Source organism: Arthrobacter sp. KNU40, from assembly GCF_051515115.1.
Taxonomy (GTDB): Bacteria; Actinomycetota; Actinomycetes; order Actinomycetales; family Micrococcaceae; genus Arthrobacter.
In genome coordinates, this window is sequence record NZ_CP195850.1 from 2375356 (window position 1) to 2394057 (window position 18702).

The window sequence follows — 18702 nt, forward strand, 5'->3', positions numbered from 1 at the left end:
TGCGGTTAAGTTGTCGAGGTTTTGGGCGAGGGGATTTTCCGCGCCGGGGTGGCTGCGGCCGCCTGGGTCATCCTGTCCAGCAGGATGCCGAGGAAGACGATGGCAACGCCTGCGGCGAGGCCCTTGCCGAAAAGGGAACTTTGGACGAAGCCGGCGACGACGTCATACCCGAGGCCACCTGCGCCCACGAGCGCACCGACCACAACCATGGCGAGGACATAGATCAGGCCTTGGTTGGCTGCGAGGGCGAGGGTCTGCCTGGCCATTGGCAGCTGGACCTTGGTGATGACCTGCCAGGGTGTGGAGCCGCTGGCGACGGCGGCCTCAACTACGGTGGGGGAGATCGCTGCGATTCCGTCGGCGGTGATCTTGATGGCCACGGGGGCGGCGTAGATGATGCCGGCGATGATGGCGGTGAAGCGGGTGGCGCCGAAGAGCCCAAGGAACGGAACCAGATAGACGAAAGCAGGCATGGTCTGTCCTGCGTCAAGCATGGGCCGCATAATCTGGTCCACTCTGTTGGACCGGCCCATGGCCACGCCGAAGACGATGCCCAGGACCATGACAACCGCGGTGGCCACCAGGGTTCCTGCCAGGGTGACCATCGAGTCGCTCCAGAGGCCGAGGTAAATGATGACGCCCAGGCAGGCCGTGGTCAGGGCCGCGAGCTTCCAGCCGCCGAGGGCGTAGGCGGCGATGGCTATGACGGCGACGAGTATGTAGAAGGGAGTGTCAGTGAGCAGCGACTGGAACGGGTTGAGAATTCCGAGGGTGACGGTTTCCCGGAATGACACTGTGAACAGGGACAGGTTGGACTGCATCCACTGGCTGGCCGTGCCGACGGCATGGACGATCGCCGGGCCGACGTTGAGCTCTGCCGGGAATGCTGCGGCCCACAGCTGGGTCCGGGACAACTGCACCATCGTCAGGGTAAGCACCAGGGTGATGCCAAGGAGGATGTACCTGGTTCTGCGGGGGATCCTGCGGTTGCGGGCCGCCCCAGGCTCCGCCCGGCGGCTCGCGGCGGTGGTCACCCGATCCAGCACTATCGCAAGCAGGACGATGGAGAGCCCGGCGTTCACAGCCGTGCCGACGTCCAGCGATTGCAGCGCCCGGACAACCACCTGGCCAAGCCCGGGAGCTGCGATGAGAGCGGCGATGGTGACCATGGACAGAGCCGCCATGGTGCTCTGGTTGATTCCCATGACGATGGTGCGCCGGGCCATGGGCAGCTGCAGGGTGAGGAGCCGCTGCAGGCCTGTCGTGCCGAGCGAATCGGAGGCTTCGCGGGTGTTCTCAGGGATGCCCCGGATCCCGTGCGCCGTCAGGCGGATCACGGGGGGTGCCGCGTAGATGACAGTGGCGATGACAGCCGATGCCGGGCCAATGAGGAAGATCAGGGCAAGCGGGGCCAGGTACACGAACGTGGGCAGCGTCTGCATGAAGTCCAGCACCGGCGTGATCACCTTTGCAACCCGGCCGTAGATGCCGGCCAGGACGCCGAGGGGGATTCCGACGAGCAGGGTCAGCAGGACGGCGGTGACCACAAGGGCGAACGTGTACGTTGCCTCGAGGAACAGGCCCTGGAAGCCGAAGAACATAAAGACGGCTACGGTGAGCAGTGCGACCCGGGCGTTGCCGAACGCGAACGCAATCCAGCCTAGTAGGCCCACGGTTCCGAGCCAACCGATCTCCGGCAAGCGAAGGCCAGTGGAACTTGCGGCGAAGAGGGTAACGAACAGGCTGGCGACGGCGTCGACGGCGGCACGCAGGGGCGTGAAAACGTAGAGGAAGACGGGGTTGTCGCCCCGGTTTGCTGCCACCCAGGCGTTGAACTGGTTCAGGGACCGGTGCAGGTCCGTCAGCTCTGAGGCGGGCAGGGTCAGGGTGGCTGTTCCCTGCAGGACGAGGAATCCCAGGATCCAGACGACGGCGGCGCCCCCCAGCAGGAGGGTGCGCCGGCTGGGCCTGCGGCGGGGTTCGCGGGCGGGGGACGGCGTGGGCTGGGCCGTGGCCCGATCCCGGACGAGGGTCGACATCAGGCCGCCGCTTCCGTGGGCTGCAGGACCGAAAGAATGCTGTCGCGGTCGATCTGCCCTGTGATCTTGCCGCCATCTTCAACCAGGACGGGGCAGGAGGAGTCCATGACCGCCGCGATGGCGTCCCGGATGATCGTTCCGGCGCTGAGGACGGGAGCATCGCCCGGGGTTCCGTCTGCCACGGGCCGGGTGATCCACTTCAGGGTCAGGACGTCCGCGCGGGGGACTTCGGACACGAAGTCCTCAATGTACTTGTCCGCCGGTGACCCCACTAGTTCGTCTCCCGTGCCGCACTGGACCGTTTCGCCGTTGCGCATGATCAGGATGCGGTCGCCGAGCTTGAGTGCCTCGGAGAGATCGTGGGTCACGAACACCATGGTCTTGCCCATTTCTTTATGGAGCCGGGTGACTTCCGCCTGCATGTCCCGGCGGATGAGCGGATCCAGCGCGGAGAAGGGCTCATCGAAGAGGATGGTGTCCGGATCTCCGGCCAGGGCCCGTCCCAGGCCGACGCGCTGCTGCATTCCTCCGGACAGCTGGTCCGGGTAGTGCTGTTCGTAGCCTTTGAGGCCAACGAGTTCGATGATTTCACGGGCCCTGGCATAGCGTTCGGTTTTGGCAGCCCCGCGGATCTGCAGTCCGTAGGAGACGTTGTCCAGCACGGTGCGGTGGGGGAGCAGGCCGAAATGCTGGAACACCATGGACATCTTGCGCCGGCGCAGTTCGCGGAGCTCGGCAATTCCTGCCTGCAGGACGTCCTTGCCGTCCACCAGGACTTGCCCGGAGGTGGGCTCGATCAGCCGGGTTAGGCAGCGGATCAGGGTGGATTTACCGGATCCGGAGAGTCCCATGACCACGAAGACTTCGCCCTTGGCGACGTCGAAACTCAGGTTGCGAACGGCGGTCACACAGCCGGTGCGCTCAAGCAGTTCCGCGGACTTGAGGGCCGAGAGTTCAGGATTGCCGGGAATCTTGTCGCCTCCCGGTCCGAAGACCTTCCAAAGGTTGCGCACTGAGATATCGGGACTGTTCATTGCTGTACTCCTGCCTGAGGAGGCTTGAACCAGTGGCTGGGCCTGGGGTTGATGTTTTGCCAGATGTGCTTGGTTTCCCGGTACTCCGCGAGACCTTGGAGCCCCAGTTCGCGGCCGTTTCCGGACTTGCCGAAGCCACCCCACTCTGCCTGGGGTACGTACGGGTGGTAATCGTTGATCCACACTGTGCCGTGCCGGAGGGCCCCGGCCACGCGCTGCGCGCGGGACCCGTCCTGAGTCCAGACGGCTCCGGCCAGTCCGTAGGGGGTGTCGTTGGCAAAACTGATGGCTTCGGCCTCCGTGCTGAAGGTCTCCACGGTCAGAACTGGTCCGAACGATTCTTCCTGGACGACGTTCATCGAGGTGTTGCAGCTGCCCAGAATGGTGGGTGGGTAGTAGCTGCCGAGCGCGAGCGCGCCGGAGGAGGGGATATAGCCGCCGCACAGAACGGTGGCACCTTCGTCGATGCCGGCTTGCACGTAGGCATGGACCTTCTCCCGGTGCGCGGCCGAAATCAGCGGTCCGGTCTCGGCGAACTCGTCGAAGGGGCCGCCAAGCCGGATGGCCTGCGCACGCCGCACCAGGTCCGCCACGAAATCGTCGTGGATCGACTCTTCGACGATGAGTCTGGTTCCGGCCGAGCACACTTGGCCCGAATGCAGGAACACCGCGGTGAGGGCGTTGTCCAAGGCGGACTCGCGGTCGGCGTCGGCGAAGACGATGTTCGGATTCTTCCCGCCCAGTTCCAATGCGACCCGTTTCACCGTGCTCGCTGCGGCCTTCATGATGCCGATCCCGGTGGCCAGGCCGCCGGTGAACGAGATCAGGTCGACGTCGGGGCTTTCGCTCAGGACTGCGCCGACGTCGGGACCGGTGCCGGTGACGAGGTTGGCGACCCCGCCCGGCAATCCGGCCTCACGAAGGGTATCCATCAGGAGGATGGCGGTGGAGGGAGTCAGTTCGCTGGGCTTCAGGACGAAGGTGTTGCCGGCCAGCAGAGCCGGGGCCACCTTCCAGGAGGCTTGCAGGAGGGGGTAGTTCCATGGCGTGATGAGCCCGCAGACCCCTACCGGGGCGTGCACCACGCGGCTGATGGTTCCGGGGTTGCCGGTGTCGATCACGCGGCCGGCGTCCGTCCCGGCGATCCCACCGTAGTACCGGAAGCAGGCGGCGATATCGTCGATGTCGTATTCCGCTTCGACGTAGCGTTTGCCCGTGTCGAGGGCTTCGGCCCGGGAATAGAGTGCTTTGTCGCGTTCCAGCAGTTCGGCAGTGCGAAGCAGGACCTGGCCACGTTCTCTCTCGCTGGTGCCGGGCCACGCGCCGCCGTCGAACGCCCTGCGGGCGCTGGCAACCGCGGCCTCGGCATCGGCGGCCGTGCATTCGGCAACCTCGGCGACGTTTTTGGCGTCCGCCGGGCATGTGATGAGCCGCGTTTTCCCGGCTTTTGATTCGCGCCACTGGCCGTCGAGGAACAGGCCCCGTGCGGGTGCCGCTTCCTGATCCGGCACGGTCCGGCTGTTGATCCCGGCAACCCCGACGGCGCTCATGCGCGGCCCTGGCCCGGGGCGGCTTCGGTTGTGGCAGCGGAGCCGTGCCGGTAAAAGTCCTTATGCTCGGGTGCCAGCGGCGCGCGTCCCAGGATGAGGTCCGCGGCCTTTTCGGCGAGCATCATTACCGGGGCGTAGATGTTGCCGTTGGTCACATAAGGCATGGCGGAGGCATCTGCCACGCGGAGCCCCGAGGTGCCATGAACTTTCATGGTGAGCGGATCCACCACGGCCAGGGGGTCCGTGGCCGGGCCGATCTTGGCCGTGCAGGAGGGGTGGAGCGCCGTTTCGGCATCCCTGGCCACCCAGTCGAGAATCTCCTCGTCCGTCTGAACGGACGGTCCGGGGGAGAGCTCGCCGCCGCTGTAGGGGGCGAGAGCCGGCTGGGCGAGGATGTCGCGGGTGACCCGGATGGCTTCCACCCATTCGCGCCGGTCCTGGTCCGTGGACAGGTAGTTGAACTGCATGGACGGGTGCTCGGCGGGGTCCGTGGAGGTGATCTTCAGGCTCCCTCTGGCGTCGGAGTACATGGGGCCCACGTGGACCTGGTATCCGTGCTTGGCGTCGGCCTTCTGGCCGTCGTAGCGAACGGCAACCGGCAGGAAGTGGAACATCAGGTTGGGGTAGGCGACGTCCTCGTTGGAGCGGACGAACCCGCCCCCTTCGAAGTGGTTGGTGGCCGCGGGGCCCTTGCGCCCGAACAGCCACTGGAGTCCGATAAGCGGGTAGCGCCAGAGGCTCAGGTTCGGCTGCATGGATACTGGCCGGGTGCAGGAGTGCTGGACGTACACTTCCAGATGGTCCTGTAGGTTTTCGCCAACTCCCGGCAGGTCGACAACCGGCGTGATGCCCAGAGACTTCAAATGCGCGGAATCTCCCACTCCGGAAAGTTGCAGCAGCTGAGGGGTATTGATCGCACCGCCGCAGAGCACCACTTCCTTGGCGTTGACCGTGTGCAGCCGGCCGTTCCGGCGGTACGTGACTCCTGTGGCCGTGGTGCCATCGAAATTGACCTTTGCCGCCAGCGCCCTGGTGCGGATCGATAGGTTTTTCCTACCCTTGTTGGGGCGCAGGTAGGCACGTGAGGCCGAGAGCCGCTGGCCCTTGTGCACGTTCCGGTCGAATGGGCCGAAGCCCTCCTGCCGGTACCCGTTGACATCATCGGTGCGCTTGTGTCCCGCTTCCGCGGCAGCGCGGAAGAAGGCCTGGAACAGTGGATTGCGGGCTGGCCCGCGCTCCAGCACGAGGGGTCCGTCGTGGCCGCGCAGGTCATCGTCTGGATCCGCGGCGAGCGCGGTTTCCATGCGCTTGAAGTAGGGCAGGCAGTGCGCGAAGTCCCAGGTTTCCATCCCGGCGTCGGCTCCCCAGCGTTCGTAGTCCAAAGGGTTGCCGCGCTGGAAAATCATTCCGTTGATGGAGCTGGAGCCGCCCAGCACCTTGCCGCGGGCGTGCGCGATCCTGCGGCCGTGCATCCGCGGTTCTGGGTCGGACTGGTATTGCCAGTCGTAGAACCGGTTGCCGCTGGGGAAGGTGAGGGCCGCCGGCATCTGGATGAAAAGGTCCCACGGGTAGTCGCTGCGGCCCGCTTCAAGGACCAGAACGGTGCGCGTTCCGTCGGCGCTGAGCCTGTCCGCCAGCACCGATCCGGCGCTTCCACCGCCGACGATCACGTAGTCGTAGCTCTCGTTCGTCATGGGGTAGATCTCCTTGGGCGTGGTCTGGGAGTCATTTCGAAGGGCCGGCAACGGTGAGGACGAACCGCGTCTCCCCAATGCCCGGACACTGTCCATGACTGACCGTAGGGGGACAGCGGAGCGTGTCCGTTCGTGCAGCTTGTTGCTCAGTTGTAGCCTCAAGAGTTCCGCCTCTTAGCTTGGAGTGGAGTACTGCCTGGTGGTGCTAGACGATGATGCTGACGCCAGGGTGTCGTCGACAGCGATCTGCTCACCGTCGTTTGTGGAAGATATTGACCGTTGGTGATGTGTTGAGCAAGGGGTCGTTTCCGGGGCCGGTACTGTCAGCGGGCACGGGATCCGCTGATAAACCTTCCTCCCGCCTAACGGGCTCTGCCCGTCCTGTCCGTTGTGGCATCATCAACATGAATCACCATACGCAACAGAGTGATCTACGCCACGATCATTGTCAAGGTTTCTGTACGCGCTGAAGCGGCCCCTGTGACGGCACTGTCGCAGTGCGTGTGCGTCGCCCCTCTCGGATGCAGAATTCGCATCTCGTGATGCGCAACTCCTTGTTGCATCTTTAGGAGGCACCTGCCTGATTGGCAGGAGGTGCAGCGGCCCCAAGACGGGCCGCGTGGTGAATGTTCCTACCCTGCGGACTTTGAAATCCGCGCAGAATCTTGGGTCCGCGCGGACAGGGCAGGCTAGATCGATCATGGCGGAGGCCGGCTCGATCGGCCTCGAGGGTGCCGCCGCCAGCCCTCGGAGTTGCAGGGCGGCTGACCCGCCATGGCTCCACTTCGGTGAAGAGATGGCGGCGACTCCGGCCGCTTTACATGGAATTTACGTGGCCGGGCTGATTTGTGACGCTACCATCGAGTCCTATTACGCGGCGGGGACGTGAGTGAGGGGCTCCGCTTCGTTGGCGGAGGCTATGTGCGGGGCCGACGTCGTTCTAGTGGTCCACCTGTGCTGTGCCCTACACGGTCAAGCGGCGGCTCAGGCGTTGCGGTGCCAGCCTGTGAAGGGACCCGCTCAATGAGGCATAAGCGGCTAGCCCGCTGGAATTGTTCACCTAATGCGCTTGCTACCGAAGGGTGTAGCCCAATTTGGCACTTATCCGCAGCCCCGCCTCCCTCAGTGCTTCCAGAAGTCCCGGCGTCGTTTCCGGGTCGAAGCGGAAGGCTGGTCCGGAAATGCTTACTGCACCAACCACAGTTCCCGTGTGGTTGTAGACCGGCGCCGCTGCGGCGTTCAATCCGATCTCGATTTCATCCCTCGTCACTGCGTATCCGTTGCGTGAGACGTCGAGAAGCTGGTTTTCCAGTTCTTCGCGGCTGGTGATCGTCCGCGGCGCCCTAGGAGGCAGCCCTGTTTCCTCTAGGATCCTGCCCCGTTCGTCGGCTGGAAGAGTTGCGAGCAGTACCTTTCCGCTAGAGGTGGCATGCAGAGGGGTCAGGCTGCCCACCCAGTCGTAGGTGGCAAGCATTGAAGGGCCCATGGCCTGGTCGACGTTGACCGCAAAGTTGGAACGGAGCACGGCAAGGTTCACCGTCTCCTCGTATTTCTCGGCCAGGCTTTCCAATACCGGACGGGCTTCATAGACCAGGCTCAGCCTTCCGGGGATGGTACTTGCGATCCGTAATATTCCGAAGCCCAGCTGGTACTTGCCCCGTCCGCTGTTCTGCTGGACCATATCCCTGCTCGCGAGCGACGCCAGCAGACGGAAGATCGTCGATTTGTGGAGGTTCATCTCCTCCGCTATTTCGCTCACGCCGGCATGGCCGTCCCTTGCGAGGATTTCCAAGACCGCAAGGGCGCGGTCGACGGACTGGACGCCCCCTTGCTGAACTCCGCCTGTTTCAACAGCAGGTTCAGCATCATTGTTCGAAGGCATGCTGCACTCTCTCGAGTAGTTGAGTGGTCTCCAGTTTCATCGGAGTCGGATGCTTATCAGGTTAGGGAGGTTGAGACTCATATACCAGTTGTAGTTCTAAAAGATACCACCGGGAGTCTTTCGTCGTAAGCGTCCCGGCAATGAGGGAGAACTGTCCCGTAGTCGGAGTGTTGTGGCGTACGGGATTCGGCTTGTGACGGGCACGCTCACGGGACGCAAACCCATTCGCGACTCCCTGAGGCCTAGAATCTCCGGTACGGGGACAGGTGCTTCCTCGTGTTTGCCTATTTTGGGGGTGCGAGTTGGGTTTTCGTTACCGCAAGTCGAAGAGCTTCGGGCCTGTGAGGATCACGGCGTCCAAGCGCGGAGTGAGTGCGAGCATTGGGGGCGGTCCGTTCCGGGTGACGAAGTCCACGACAGGCCGCACCACGAGTACGGTGAGGGTCCCTGGAACGGGAGTCTCGTATGTGACCACCAGCTCGAACCGCCGGTCAACACGGAAGGACGCCGCTCGGCCATCTCAACCGGCCCGCCGTCAGGTCGTGCATCAGATCATCAGCGACGAGGCATGGCGGGAACTCCTCGCTGCAGATGAGACGGCTCCGGCATCGAAGTTCCAGCGTAACTTCGTTCGCGCGGCCGTGGCACGGGCAACGGGCAAGCGCCCGAGCCTGATGCACCTGACCTTGGGACAAGCCGCCAAGGTCCTGGAATATGTCGGTCAGAGCCCGGTCAAGCTGACCTCCGGCGGCCGCGGAGTGCCGGGGCTGGAGAAGGCCGGGACTGTGGCCCAGTGGACTTTGCTCGGGTTGCTGGTGGTGATGGTGACGGTGTCCTCGCCCGCGGGGTTCCTGCTGGCTGCGGGGATCGTCGGGCTGATGTTCCTGTTGCGGAAGCGGCGCCGTGGCCGGCAGGCGTGGGAGGACGCGACCTGGTCGGGGAGTCCGGTCGGCACCGTGCAGGGAATCGCGGTTCCCGATGCGCGGATCGAGGCGCCGGCGAATCACGCCGCGCCACAACCGGCTGCTGTTGAGGGGCAGGCACCGATTTCGCCAGTCACGCGGCCCGTTATTTCAGGCCAGGGGTTGTACCGGGTCTCGCTCGGCCGTTCGGAATGGCCGAACGTCGACGTCGTGGGCGAGCACGCGTACAGCACGGCTATCAAGGCTTCGCTCCGCGCCAGTAAGGGGCCCATGGCCGTAGCTCGCGATGGTGAAGCTGAAGGCGTTCGGGTTGAACTCGTGGCCGAGCCGGATAACCCGTTTGACCAGAATGCCGTCAGCGTTCGTTGGCGGAATCAGGTCCTGGGATATCTCAGCCGTGAAGACGCGATCCGCTACGCGCAACCGATCAGGAGAATTATTGCCAGCGGGCTCGCTGCGGCCGCGACGGCCCGCATCTGGGCGTACGACGGCGGCGACCGGCTCCAGGCCCGGGTCACCGTGGCGTTGCCGGAGCCGGAGCTGATCGCGCCGCTGAACGAGGCCCCGGCGGGCGTCACCACTCTTGTGCCGTGGGGATCGGCGATCCAAGTCCTCAAGGAAGAGGACCATTTCGATATCCTGTGCAACCACGTGCCACCGGAAGGGGTCGGCCTCCTGCTGGTCAGCCTCCACGAGGTTATCCGCACTCTCAGGAACGGTACCGAGCGTCCATTTATCGAAGTCCGGCTCGACGGCGAACGGGTCGGTGAGCTCAGCAACGTCACCTCCTCGCATTTGTTGCCGCTTCTCGAGCACACCGAGACGGTCGGGGAAACCGCTCTCGCTTACGCCAAAATCACGGGCTCTGCCCTTGCTGCGCAGCTTGTGCTGCACGCGGCGAAGGCCACCGAGATCAGCAACGATTGGTTATCCGAGGGGCCGCACCCCGCCCCGAAGCTCGTCCCGTGGGCCACGGGATATGACGTCCCACCCGCTTACGCCACATAGGAGATGCACCGGGCGGATACTAGGACAAGAGATCGAAGGTCATGCGCCTGTCTTGTGAAGACTATTCGCCGGATTCCGGCTTGAGGGTGGTGCCTGCGTCGAGGGCGTCGTCGACGACGATGAGTGCGGGTCCTTGAGCCGGGGGCTGCGCTGGAGCAGCGGCCTCCCGGCCTTGAGGGACGCGGCGGCGTAGTCGGCGAGCATCTTGATGGCGAACTCGAAGTCCCGCGAGCCGATCAGCGGGGTGAAGGTTTCGGCGTAGTCCCGCCATGCCGGATCGTAGTCGCTGCCCCGGGGCATAGGATCGGAGGCGGTCAGCGACAGCCCGAGGGTGTGGAGGACGGCCATGGCCTTGCCGGGTTCGGCCCGTTCGTGGCCCAAGGTCCCCTGCTGAAAGGTGGGCGTCCGGCCGTCCTCTGCCGTTTGGTGCTTATGCTTCCCGGGTGGCGGGTGAGGAATCTTTGGTCCGGGCGGGGTCGCGTTCGGCGAGGGCGCCGATTGCGGTGTCGATTTTGTCCATGATCTCCTGATCCAGTTTCACTCCGGATGCGGCCACGTTGGCCGCGACCTGCTCGGGCCGGGACGCGCCTGTGATGGCCGAGGCCACGTTCTGGTTCTGCAGGACCCAGGCGATGCTGAGCTGGGCCATGGTCAGTCCGGCTTCTTCCGCGATCGGTTTGAGCTTCTGGACGCCGGTCAGGACCTCGTTGGCCATCCAACGCTTGATCATCTGCGCTCCGCCCTTTGTGTCGGTCGCGCGGCTGCCCTCGGGAGCAGGTTTCCCGGGCTGGTACTTGCCGCTCAGGACGCCCTGGGCCATGGGGGACCACACGATCTGGGAGAGTCCGAGTTCTTCCGACGCCGGCACCACTTCGGCCTCGATGACCCTCCACAACATGGAATACTGCGGCTGGTTGGATATCAGCTGGAACCCCAGATCTTTGGCCAGTGCGTGGCCGTCACGGATCTGCTCCGCTGTCCATTCGCTCACGCCGATGTATAGGGCTTTGCCTTGCCGAACGATGTCCGCGAAGGCCTGCATGGTTTCTTCCAGCGGGGTCTCGAAATCGTAGCGGTGGGCCTGGTAGAGGTCCACGTAGTCGGTCTGCAGGCGCCTGAGGGAGCCGTTGATGGATTCCGTGATGTGCTTGCGGGAGAGCCCGAGATCATTGTGGCCCTTGGGCCCGGTGGGACCGAATACCTTCGTGAAGATCTCCAGCGACTCCCGACGTTCGCCCTTCAGGGCGTTGCCGAGGACGGTCTCGGCCGCGGTGTTGGCATAGACATCGGCCGTGTCGAAGGTGCTGATTCCGGCGTCGAGCGCTGCTCGGACGCATGCGGTGGCGGTGTCGTTCTCGACCTGGGAGCCGTGGGTCAGCCAGTTGCCGAACGTGATTTCCGAAATCTTGAAGCCGGAGTTGCCAAGGTACCTGAATTCCATTGTTTTCTGACGCGCTTTCTCTTGTCCGTGAAGTAGCCGGCCGTGTGGCGGCACCCCGGGCCCTGACCACGTCGTTCCATGAGCGGACCCTATGCCGGTAGCCGTTTTTCGAGACTACGCGTCCGACAGCATCTTTTGTCCCGGCGTGGCTGGCCCTTCGGGTCCTAGGATCAGCTGGCCCCCTTCCCTGGGGACGGGGCCGTTGTGCCGTGGTTATAGCCGAAGGATGAAGCAGCGAGTATTGGGCAAGACAGGGCGGTCCGTCTCCGTTGTGGGGCTGGGCACATGGCAGCTCGGTGCAGACTGGGGCAACGTGGATCCGAAGGAAGCCAACGACATCCTGGAAGCCGCCGTGGATTCCGGGGTGACCTTCTTTGATACCGCCGATGTCTACGGCGACGGGCGGAGCGAGCAAACCATCGGGAAGTACCTCGCTGCCAACCCCGGACTGGACATCACGGTAGCCACCAAAATCGGGCGGCGCCTGGAACAGAAACCTGAGAACTACACACTGGCCAACTTCCGGCAGTGGGTTGACCGTTCCAGGCGGAACCTCCGGACGGAGTGCCTCGACCTGGTGCAGCTGCATTGCCCGCCGACCCCGGTTTACAGCCGCCCGGAAATCTACGATGCGCTGGAGACGCTCGTCAATGAAGGCGCAATCAAGGACTACGGCGTCAGCGTCGAGCGGACCGAGGAAGCACTCGAGGCCATCAAGCACGGCACGGCCACCGTCCAGATCATGCTGAACGCCTTCAGACTCAAACCCCTGGACAAGGTCCTGCCCGCGGCGAAGAACGCCGGAGTCGGCATCATCGCCAGGGTTCCTCTGGCCTCAGGCCTGCTCTCGGGAAAGTACTCCAAGGACACAGTCTTTGCCGAAAATGACCACAGGAAATATAACCGGAACGGTGCGGCTTTCGACGTCGGGGAGACCTTCTCCGGAGTTGACTTTGAACAGGGCCTCAAAGCGGTGGAACATTTCAAAAAGCTTGTCCCGTCCGGAGCAACCACAGCCCAAGCGGCCATCGCCTGGATCGCGGCACAAGACGGGGTCAGCACCGTCATACCAGGGGCCCGAAACCCTGAACAAGCCCGCGCCAACGCCGCCTCCAGCCAAATACTGGACCACCTAGGCCCGGACTTCGAGAACAGCGTCAGGGAAATCTACGACACGTACTTCCGCGAGATGATCCATTCACGCTGGTAAACCCCGGAAGGTCACGTCCTTTCGGTCCACGCCCGAAGGGCCGCAGCCGTGCCCGCCGGCTGATCGTTCAACGGTCCTGCGCCGGAATGCCAGGCCCCGGCGGTTCGCTGGGGAATCCTCCTCGGATTCCCGTCTGGCCGCGGAGATCAACCGCTATTCCGCAAGTTACCGGTAGTCAGGCACGACGATAGGGTTGGTGAATGAGCGCACCGGATACCACACACGACTGGCGGCCCCTGTGGGCGCGGCTCAACGATGGCGAGGAAACACTTCCCGTCGGCGTCCTGATGACCGCCCCGCCGGGCGAGGTCAACAGTGCGCCGCCGCTGGAGTCCGAGTTCGGAGTGCTCGAGGCGCCCTTGGAGGATTACGACGTCGTGGAGCTGACCCGCTTTGACCGCCCACTGGCGCGGGGCCGGGTGGCGTTCGGCGATGGATTCGCTGTGGTGGGCCCTGTGCGCGCAGTGGACGGCGACGCTGTGGCGCTCGATCACGAGGCCGTGGTCCTGGCCCACCTGGCGGAGGAAGCCTTCGTCGAGGGCGCGGATGTTGTCTACGCGCCCGTGGACGCCGGGGCAGCGGACCGGTACGAGGCCCTCGGCTGGACTCGGGCGGGCGAACTGGCCCCCTAAGAGCAATACCGCTTGCTTAGGGTTCGCTTGTGCTAAATTCTCGGCATGGCGCGTAGCGGAGAATCGAGGCCGTGGCGCAAGAACGGGTGTGCACAATGATGCACACCCATGCCGCTGGACTGAGCCGTACATTGGCTGACCTTGGCGCGGAAGTTGCCTGGAAAGCTACTCCCGGTCGTAGCGGGGAGTTGTGCCTGTCCGCTTGTCCTGCCAAAGGGGGTTGGACAGCGTCCACACTTATGTCTGCTTGGTAGATGTGCTTATTGCGGTCCGCCCTGAGTCTTCGATGTGGGGGCGTCAATGCACGCCCGGGCCAGGGGTTCCTGCGACAGCCCCCAGGTCGCCTCGGACACGTCACTGCCACAAGGGCTGCCAAAACAGGTAGCCGGCACTCAAGTGCCGGGCCGGTTCCGCGGCCTACGATCGGGGCGAGGGCGTTTCCCTGGAACATGCTCTCGGCGGTAGCTGCGCCAGTGCCCGGCACAGGGTGACACCGGGCATTGGCGCGTTACCTTGGCCCCGGTCCATCACCTGCTCTACCTGGGGTCCGCCGGGGTTTGGGCGCTGCTGTTGAGGATGTAGTCCACTGCGGCTGGTCCGGTCATGCGCAGGCCTTGGAAGACTCTCTTTTTGCCCTTCCGGTTTTTTCCCTTAACAAGGCCGGCGAGGCGCAGGGCGGTGCGGAAGGCGTGGTCGGGGAGGGGGATTTTGCGGTTCAGGGAGCACGAGCTGACGTAGAGCCCGTAGAGCGCGTCGGCGTTGATCCCCGAGTCGCTTGGGTCATCGTGAACAATGCATTCCTGGAGGAACTGGCTGATCTGTGGAGGGGTCATGGTGTGCTCCGGGGAACGGTTTTCAGGGTTGGGTTCCGTAGATGAATTCCTTGGCGTGTGCGACGGCTTTTCGGAAGGCGTCGTTGCGGAGGGTGGCTTGCCCGGGGTTTTTGGGGTCGGTTTCGAGGTAGTTTGTGTAGCCGGGCCGCAGGATCCAGATGTCGCCGGCCGGGGGTAGGTAGAACACGGCGAAGGAGCGGTGCTGGGGGTCTTCGGTCCAGATGGGGACGACCGCGACTGCGGCGCCGGTGTCCGGGTTGATCCATTGGGCCCGGGGGGTGGGTTGTTCGTGGGTTTCGGGGTCCAGGAACGGGGCTGTTCCTTTGCCCCACCGTTTTTCGAAGCGTTCGTAGAACGCGGGCATCAGTTGGTTGTCGTAGGGTCGCCAGGCACTCATGGGGGCTCCTTGGGCTGGTGTGGTTTTCCGGCTCTCAGCGCCTGATCTGCAGGATGAGCGTGTAGCGGGTTGGCGGATATGACGGTTGCCGGAGCGGCGTTCCCGGGGACCGTCGGGCGGGCGGCTCCCAGATGACCGGTCCGATCAGCAGCGCCGTGGCGGGAGGCAACTGCCTTGGGATCCGAACGGGGCCGGGGCGTTGCGGCGTGGCGTTCGCGGCTGGACGCGGGTGCTCCCGGTCGTAGGCGCCCCGCTTTTCCGGGTTGCCGAGGATGGCGTAGGCGGCCATGATGTCCCGGAGCTCCTGCAGCTCTTTTTGGGTCTTCGTCTCCGGTTCCGTCGGGCCGGGGCCGGTGGGGTGTTCGCGGGCCGCCCGGGTGTCGGGGTGCCGGCTGCGGATGAGCGTGCGGTAGGCGCGGGTCACCTCGCGTGCCGTGGCGGTGGGGGCGATCTGCAGGGTCTCGTAAAGGTCGGGGCCGTTGTTCCTCATGGTTGGCGGTGGTGTGTGTTTTGGATGCGGGGTGTTTCCGTGGGCGGGGATGGTCCCCGGCCTGTTCGGCCGGGGACCATCGTTGCGGGAGTCATCCTCGGGGCCTCATCCATCCGTGCGCTGGCTGCGCTGTGGCGTGGTCTGTGAACCCGACCGCCCTCTTTGCATGGTGGGCCGCTGTGGTGCTCCCGGTCCGGGAGGGTGCGCCGGCGGTCAGGCGTTGATTTCCTGGCGCTGTTTTCCGGTGGTTTCGATTTCGATGCGGCGCGGTTTTGCTTTTTCCGCGACCGGGATGCGCAGGGTCAGGACGCCGGCGTCGTAGTTTGCTTTGACGCCTTCGGTGTCCAGCGCGTCGCCGAGGATGAGCTGGCGGCTGAAGATGCCGCGGGGCCGTTCGGAGGCGATCAGTTCCGTGTCCTCGCCGACGGGGTCCGGGCGTTCGGCCTTGACGGTCAGGACGTTGCGTTCGACGTCGATGTCCACCGAGTCCACGTTGACTCCGGGCAGATCGAAGGCGACCACGAAGTCCTCGCCTTCCCGCCAGGCGTCCATGGGCATGGCCGCCGGCCGGGCTGTGGTGCCGAGTACCTGTTCGGCGAGCCGGTCGAGTTCACGGAAGGGGTCCGTTCGCATCAGCATGGTGTGTCACTCCTTGCAGATCGCAGTTTTTTGTTGTCAACCCAGCTGATCTATGGTGGCTGGTATATATTTCTTATAGCACTGCATATGGGTCAGGGCAAGCCTGATTTTCGAAGGATTTTGGAGGTGCCCGATGGGGCAGGCCGGGGACCGGGGGAGGGGCGTGTATGCGATTTCCGTTGCGGCCGCACTGGTGGGAACGGGTCAGCAGAACCTGCGCCTCTACGAACGCAAGGGCCTGCTGGAACCGGGCAGGACCCTGGGCGGGACCCGCCAGTACAGCGAGAACGACCTTGTGACCTTGCGGCGGATCGGGGAGCTTCTGGAATCGGGCTTGAACCTGGCCGGCATCCGGATGGTCCTGGTCCTGGAGGCCGACAACCGGCGCCTCGAGGCGGAACTCAAGTCCGCGAACGGCGCTTGAGGACCTCCGCGAGCTGGGCCGTCTCGATTAAATCGATCCTGAGGACGGCGTCGTCGCTGTCTGTGGGCATGGGGATTCAGTGCCGGATCAGGGCAGCGCGAAAGCGTCCAGCTGAGGCAGAGGGGAGTTTGAGGCTGGTGGCTTGCAGGGTCCCGAGCGTCACACCAAGCGGCACTCTCCCGGCCCACCGAGAGGCGTCCGGGGCCAAAGCGGGGTTGTCGTCACGCTGAGGACACGCAATATCTGGAACATTGAAGAGAAAAACTACGGGTCCAGTTCACTTGAACCGGGCCCGTAGTTTTTATGGAGCTAACAACATTTACGCGGTGACACCACTTGGCTGCCGTGTCGAAGTGAGGTCCTCGACGGCTTTCTGCATGTGCCGTTTTATGGCTTGCTGAAGTCCGCTCTGGTCGCGCCTCTCAAGAAGGTCCAGGATGTCTTGGTGCTCCTGCACCAGCACATCTATGCGGGGATACGCGACTTCCAGGCTGAGGATACACATGCGGGACTCCGCGGCGAGGGTCTCGTAAATCCGGATCAATCGCGTGTTTCCAGTGCCGGAAACGAAAGCGGTGTGGAATTGCATGTCGAGCCTGGCGATCGCCTGCCAGTCCGACGCCGCAACCTGCTTCGCCATGTTCTTGATGATCCCCTTGAGCTCTCGACAGGTGTCCGTGACCTGGTCCGGACCGGAATGGAGGAGAGTGTTGGCGGCGGCCAGTTCCACTGCCTCGCGTACGGCGTAGATCTCTTTGATGTCTTCGTTTGAAAGCTCCAACACAAAAACGCCGCGGTTACGCTTGCTCACCAGGATGCCTTCCTGGCATAAGCGCTGCAGAGCTTCCCTGAGGGGCCCCCTTGAGGTGTTGAGCTGGCTCGCCAAGGCAGATTCGTTCACCTGCTGACCGGGGCTGAAAGCCCCTTGGACGATGAGCTCTCGGAGTTGGTCAGCGATCAGCTGCGCCGTGGGCCGGCCCTCCAATACGAACATTCGCTCCGGTGCCGCCATTGACATCCCCTCATTTCATACTTCAGCAAGTTGAATCTACTAGACCGCTATCGCGGTGTACTTGTATTCCAGGAATTCTTCGATCCCGATCTTTCCGCCTTCGCGTCCCAGGCCTGACTGTTTGACGCCTCCGAAAGGAGCGGCGGGATTGGACACGATGCCGGTGTTGAGGCCGACCATTCCGACCTCCAGTTCCGCTGAGAACCGCATGGCCTTGTCCATGCTTTCAGTGAACACGTAGCCCACCAGGCCCCATGCGGTGTCGTTGGCCATGCGCAGTACTTCGTCCTCACTGTCGAAGGGCGTAATGGCTGCAACCGGGCCGAATATCTCCGTGGTCATCAGGTCGGATTCCAGCGCCACATCCGTCAGGACAGTGGGGGAGTAGAAGTAGCCGGGACCCTCCGGGCGGCTTCCGCCAGTAAGCACCCGGGCACCCTTGGACACAGCGTCGGCAACGAGTGACTCCACCTTGTCCAACCCTGACTGTTCGATGAGCGGGCCGACTTCTGTTCCTGCCAAAGCGCCGTTGCCCACCTGCAATTCTGACATCTTTTTGGAGAACTTCTCGCCAAACTCCTCTGCAACGGAGCGGTGGACGAAGAAGCGGTTTGCGGCCGTGCAGGCTTCGCCCATGTTCCGCATCTTTGCCTTCATGGCTCCATCCACCGCCTTCTCGATGTCGGCATCGGCGAGCACAATGAACGGTGCGTTCCCGCCGAGCTCCATGGAGGAGCGCATGACGTTGTCCGCGGCCTGCCTCAGGAGGATTTTGCCCACCTCGGTGGAACCGGTGAAGCTGATCTTGCGGGCGATTCCGCTGTCCGTCCACGTTCGTACGACGGCGGAAGCGCTCGACGTCGTCACGACGTTCAGCACGCCGTCAGGAAGTCCGGCTTCGCGGAAGATCTCCACCAGGGCCAGGGAGGTCAACGGCGTCAGCTCGGCCGGCTTGAACACCATGGTGCACCCCGCGGCAACTGCGGGGGCGATCTTGCGCGCTCCCATGGCGAGCGGAAAGTTCCAAGGCGTGACCAATATCGAGGGCCCGACGGGTTCCTTGGTGATGAGGATGCGCGTATGTCCGTCCACGGAGGTGGTGCTGTCACCGCCGATCCTCACGGCTTCTTCCGAGAACCAGCGAAGGAACTCGGCGCCATAGGCTACTTCGCCCTTCGCTTCGGCGAGGGGTTTTCCCATTTCGGCGGTCATGATCGACGCGAGCCGGTCGGTGTTGGCAATGACAAGATCGAAGGCACGCCGCAGGATGTCGGCCCGTTGGCGTGGCGTGGATTTGCTCCACTGTGCCTGTGCGCGACCTGCGGCCTCGATGGCCAAGGCGGCGTCTTCGGGACCGCCGTCGGCAACGTGGGCAATGACTTCGTTCGTGGCCGGGTTCTCTACCGGGAAGGTGGCTCCGCCAGCAGCGCTTTGCCACGTTCCGTCAATGAACAAGAGTGTCTGGAGAGTGGTGGGATCGAAGGAGAGGTTCAT

General features: G+C 63.9%; 17 protein-coding genes. 4 read left to right on the top strand and 13 right to left on the bottom strand.

Features of this window, described 5'->3' with window-relative positions; translation table 11 throughout:
• Positions 1-5: 5 nt before the first annotated feature.
• The 5 genes from ACSKT0_RS10925 to ACSKT0_RS10945 form a co-directional block, all read right to left on the bottom strand.
• Positions 6-2039, bottom strand: coding sequence for an ABC transporter permease (locus ACSKT0_RS10925; protein ID WP_437773765.1), 2034 nt, complete (start codon positions 2037-2039; stop codon positions 6-8).
• Complete coding sequence (locus tag ACSKT0_RS10930) at positions 2039-3073, bottom strand: quaternary amine ABC transporter ATP-binding protein (protein WP_437773766.1); 1035 nt, start codon at positions 3071-3073, stop codon at positions 2039-2041. The genes ACSKT0_RS10925 and ACSKT0_RS10930 overlap by 1 nt, the downstream gene beginning before the upstream one ends.
• On the bottom strand, positions 3070-4623 hold the full coding sequence (locus tag ACSKT0_RS10935; protein WP_437773767.1) for an aldehyde dehydrogenase family protein: 1554 nt from the start codon (positions 4621-4623) through the stop codon (positions 3070-3072). The genes ACSKT0_RS10930 and ACSKT0_RS10935 overlap by 4 nt, the downstream gene beginning before the upstream one ends.
• Complete coding sequence (gene betA / locus ACSKT0_RS10940) at positions 4620-6317, bottom strand: choline dehydrogenase (protein WP_437773768.1); 1698 nt, start codon at positions 6315-6317, stop codon at positions 4620-4622. Before betA ends, ACSKT0_RS10935 begins: the two co-directional genes overlap by 4 nt.
• A 1072-nt stretch (positions 6318-7389) precedes the next feature.
• On the bottom strand, positions 7390-8199 hold the full coding sequence (locus ACSKT0_RS10945; RefSeq protein WP_437773769.1) for an IclR family transcriptional regulator: 810 nt from the start codon (positions 8197-8199) through the stop codon (positions 7390-7392).
• Positions 8200-8741: 542 nt separating this feature from the next.
• Here ACSKT0_RS10945 and ACSKT0_RS10950 point away from each other — a divergent pair.
• Positions 8742-10130 (top strand): HIRAN domain-containing protein, encoded by a 1389-nt coding sequence (locus tag ACSKT0_RS10950; RefSeq protein WP_437774014.1) that lies wholly within the window; start codon positions 8742-8744, stop codon positions 10128-10130.
• Positions 10131-10169: 39 nt separating this feature from the next.
• Here ACSKT0_RS10950 and ACSKT0_RS10955 read toward each other — a convergent pair whose 3' ends face one another.
• A complete protein-coding gene (locus ACSKT0_RS10955; protein WP_437773770.1) occupies positions 10170-10511 on the bottom strand; it encodes a hypothetical protein in 342 nt (113 codons plus the stop codon).
• A 49-nt stretch (positions 10512-10560) separates the two neighbouring features.
• Complete coding sequence (locus tag ACSKT0_RS10960; RefSeq protein ID WP_437773771.1) at positions 10561-11571, bottom strand: aldo/keto reductase family protein; 1011 nt, start codon at positions 11569-11571, stop codon at positions 10561-10563.
• Between the two features lie 226 nt (positions 11572-11797).
• Here ACSKT0_RS10960 and ACSKT0_RS10965 point away from each other — a divergent pair, with 226 nt between their 5' ends.
• Together ACSKT0_RS10965 and ACSKT0_RS10970 are read left to right on the top strand one after the other, a co-directional pair.
• Positions 11798-12781 carry an aldo/keto reductase gene (locus tag ACSKT0_RS10965; RefSeq protein WP_437773772.1) on the top strand — a complete coding sequence of 328 codons (984 nt, stop codon included), beginning with the start codon at positions 11798-11800 and terminating at the stop codon, positions 12779-12781.
• A gap of 200 nt (positions 12782-12981) precedes the next feature.
• Positions 12982-13413 (top strand): hypothetical protein, encoded by a 432-nt coding sequence (locus tag ACSKT0_RS10970; protein WP_437773773.1) that lies wholly within the window; start codon positions 12982-12984, stop codon positions 13411-13413.
• Between the two features lie 536 nt (positions 13414-13949).
• Here ACSKT0_RS10970 and ACSKT0_RS10975 read toward each other — a convergent pair.
• The 4 genes from ACSKT0_RS10975 to ACSKT0_RS10990 all read right to left on the bottom strand — a co-directional run bounded on the left by ACSKT0_RS10975 (position 13950) and on the right by ACSKT0_RS10990 (position 15772).
• On the bottom strand, positions 13950-14246 hold the full coding sequence (locus ACSKT0_RS10975) for a hypothetical protein (protein WP_437773774.1): 297 nt from the start codon (positions 14244-14246) through the stop codon (positions 13950-13952).
• A 22-nt stretch (positions 14247-14268) separates the two neighbouring features.
• Positions 14269-14643, bottom strand: a complete 375-nt coding sequence (locus ACSKT0_RS10980; protein ID WP_437773775.1) for a hypothetical protein — start codon at positions 14641-14643, stop codon at positions 14269-14271.
• 34 nt (positions 14644-14677) lie between these two features.
• Positions 14678-15133 (bottom strand): J domain-containing protein, encoded by a 456-nt coding sequence (locus tag ACSKT0_RS10985; protein ID WP_437773680.1) that lies wholly within the window; start codon positions 15131-15133, stop codon positions 14678-14680.
• Positions 15134-15346: 213 nt separating this feature from the next.
• The gene (locus ACSKT0_RS10990; protein ID WP_437773681.1) at positions 15347-15772 is read right to left on the bottom strand and encodes an Hsp20/alpha crystallin family protein; all 426 of its coding nucleotides are present in this window, start codon (positions 15770-15772) and stop codon (positions 15347-15349) included.
• A 133-nt stretch (positions 15773-15905) separates the two neighbouring features.
• Here ACSKT0_RS10990 and ACSKT0_RS10995 point away from each other — a divergent pair, with 133 nt between their 5' ends.
• Positions 15906-16196 carry a MerR family transcriptional regulator gene (locus tag ACSKT0_RS10995; protein WP_437773776.1) on the top strand — a complete coding sequence of 97 codons (291 nt, stop codon included), beginning with the start codon at positions 15906-15908 and terminating at the stop codon, positions 16194-16196.
• 319 nt (positions 16197-16515) lie between these two features.
• On the opposite strand, the gene ACSKT0_RS11000 is transcribed toward ACSKT0_RS10995, so the two are convergent.
• Positions 16516-17208 (bottom strand): GntR family transcriptional regulator, encoded by a 693-nt coding sequence (locus tag ACSKT0_RS11000; RefSeq protein ID WP_437773777.1) that lies wholly within the window; start codon positions 17206-17208, stop codon positions 16516-16518.
• Positions 17209-17247: 39 nt separating this feature from the next.
• Positions 17248-18702 carry an NAD-dependent succinate-semialdehyde dehydrogenase gene (locus tag ACSKT0_RS11005; protein ID WP_437773778.1) on the bottom strand — a complete coding sequence of 485 codons (1455 nt, stop codon included), beginning with the start codon at positions 18700-18702 and terminating at the stop codon, positions 17248-17250.

What these genes read in the sequence shown, in the direction of transcription:
- ACSKT0_RS10975 (WP_437773774.1), bottom strand. Translation starts at nt 14,246, where the DNA reads ATGACCCCTCCACAGATCAGCCAGTTCCTCCAGGAATGCATTGTTCAC.
- ACSKT0_RS10980 (WP_437773775.1), bottom strand. Translation starts at nt 14,643, where the DNA reads ATGAGTGCCTGGCGACCCTACGACAACCAACTGATGCCCGCGTTCTAC.
- ACSKT0_RS11000 (WP_437773777.1), bottom strand. Translation starts at nt 17,208, where the DNA reads ATGGCGGCACCGGAGCGAATGTTCGTATTGGAGGGCCGGCCCACGGCG.
- ACSKT0_RS11005 (WP_437773778.1), bottom strand. Translation starts at nt 18,702, where the DNA reads ATGAACCTCTCCTTCGATCCCACCACTCTCCAGACACTCTTGTTCATT.
- betA (WP_437773768.1), bottom strand. Translation starts at nt 6,317, where the DNA reads ATGACGAACGAGAGCTACGACTACGTGATCGTCGGCGGTGGAAGCGCC.
- ACSKT0_RS10960 (WP_437773771.1), bottom strand. Translation starts at nt 11,571, where the DNA reads ATGGAATTCAGGTACCTTGGCAACTCCGGCTTCAAGATTTCGGAAATC.
- ACSKT0_RS10935 (WP_437773767.1), bottom strand. Translation starts at nt 4,623, where the DNA reads ATGAGCGCCGTCGGGGTTGCCGGGATCAACAGCCGGACCGTGCCGGAT.
- ACSKT0_RS10970 (WP_437773773.1), top strand. Translation starts at nt 12,982, where the DNA reads ATGAGCGCACCGGATACCACACACGACTGGCGGCCCCTGTGGGCGCGG.
- ACSKT0_RS10995 (WP_437773776.1), top strand. Translation starts at nt 15,906, where the DNA reads ATGGGGCAGGCCGGGGACCGGGGGAGGGGCGTGTATGCGATTTCCGTT.
- ACSKT0_RS10965 (WP_437773772.1), top strand. Translation starts at nt 11,798, where the DNA reads ATGAAGCAGCGAGTATTGGGCAAGACAGGGCGGTCCGTCTCCGTTGTG.
- ACSKT0_RS10930 (WP_437773766.1), bottom strand. Translation starts at nt 3,073, where the DNA reads ATGAACAGTCCCGATATCTCAGTGCGCAACCTTTGGAAGGTCTTCGGA.
- ACSKT0_RS10925 (WP_437773765.1), bottom strand. Translation starts at nt 2,039, where the DNA reads ATGTCGACCCTCGTCCGGGATCGGGCCACGGCCCAGCCCACGCCGTCC.
- ACSKT0_RS10990 (WP_437773681.1), bottom strand. Translation starts at nt 15,772, where the DNA reads ATGCTGATGCGAACGGACCCCTTCCGTGAACTCGACCGGCTCGCCGAA.
- ACSKT0_RS10945 (WP_437773769.1), bottom strand. Translation starts at nt 8,199, where the DNA reads ATGCCTTCGAACAATGATGCTGAACCTGCTGTTGAAACAGGCGGAGTT.
- ACSKT0_RS10985 (WP_437773680.1), bottom strand. Translation starts at nt 15,133, where the DNA reads ATGAGGAACAACGGCCCCGACCTTTACGAGACCCTGCAGATCGCCCCC.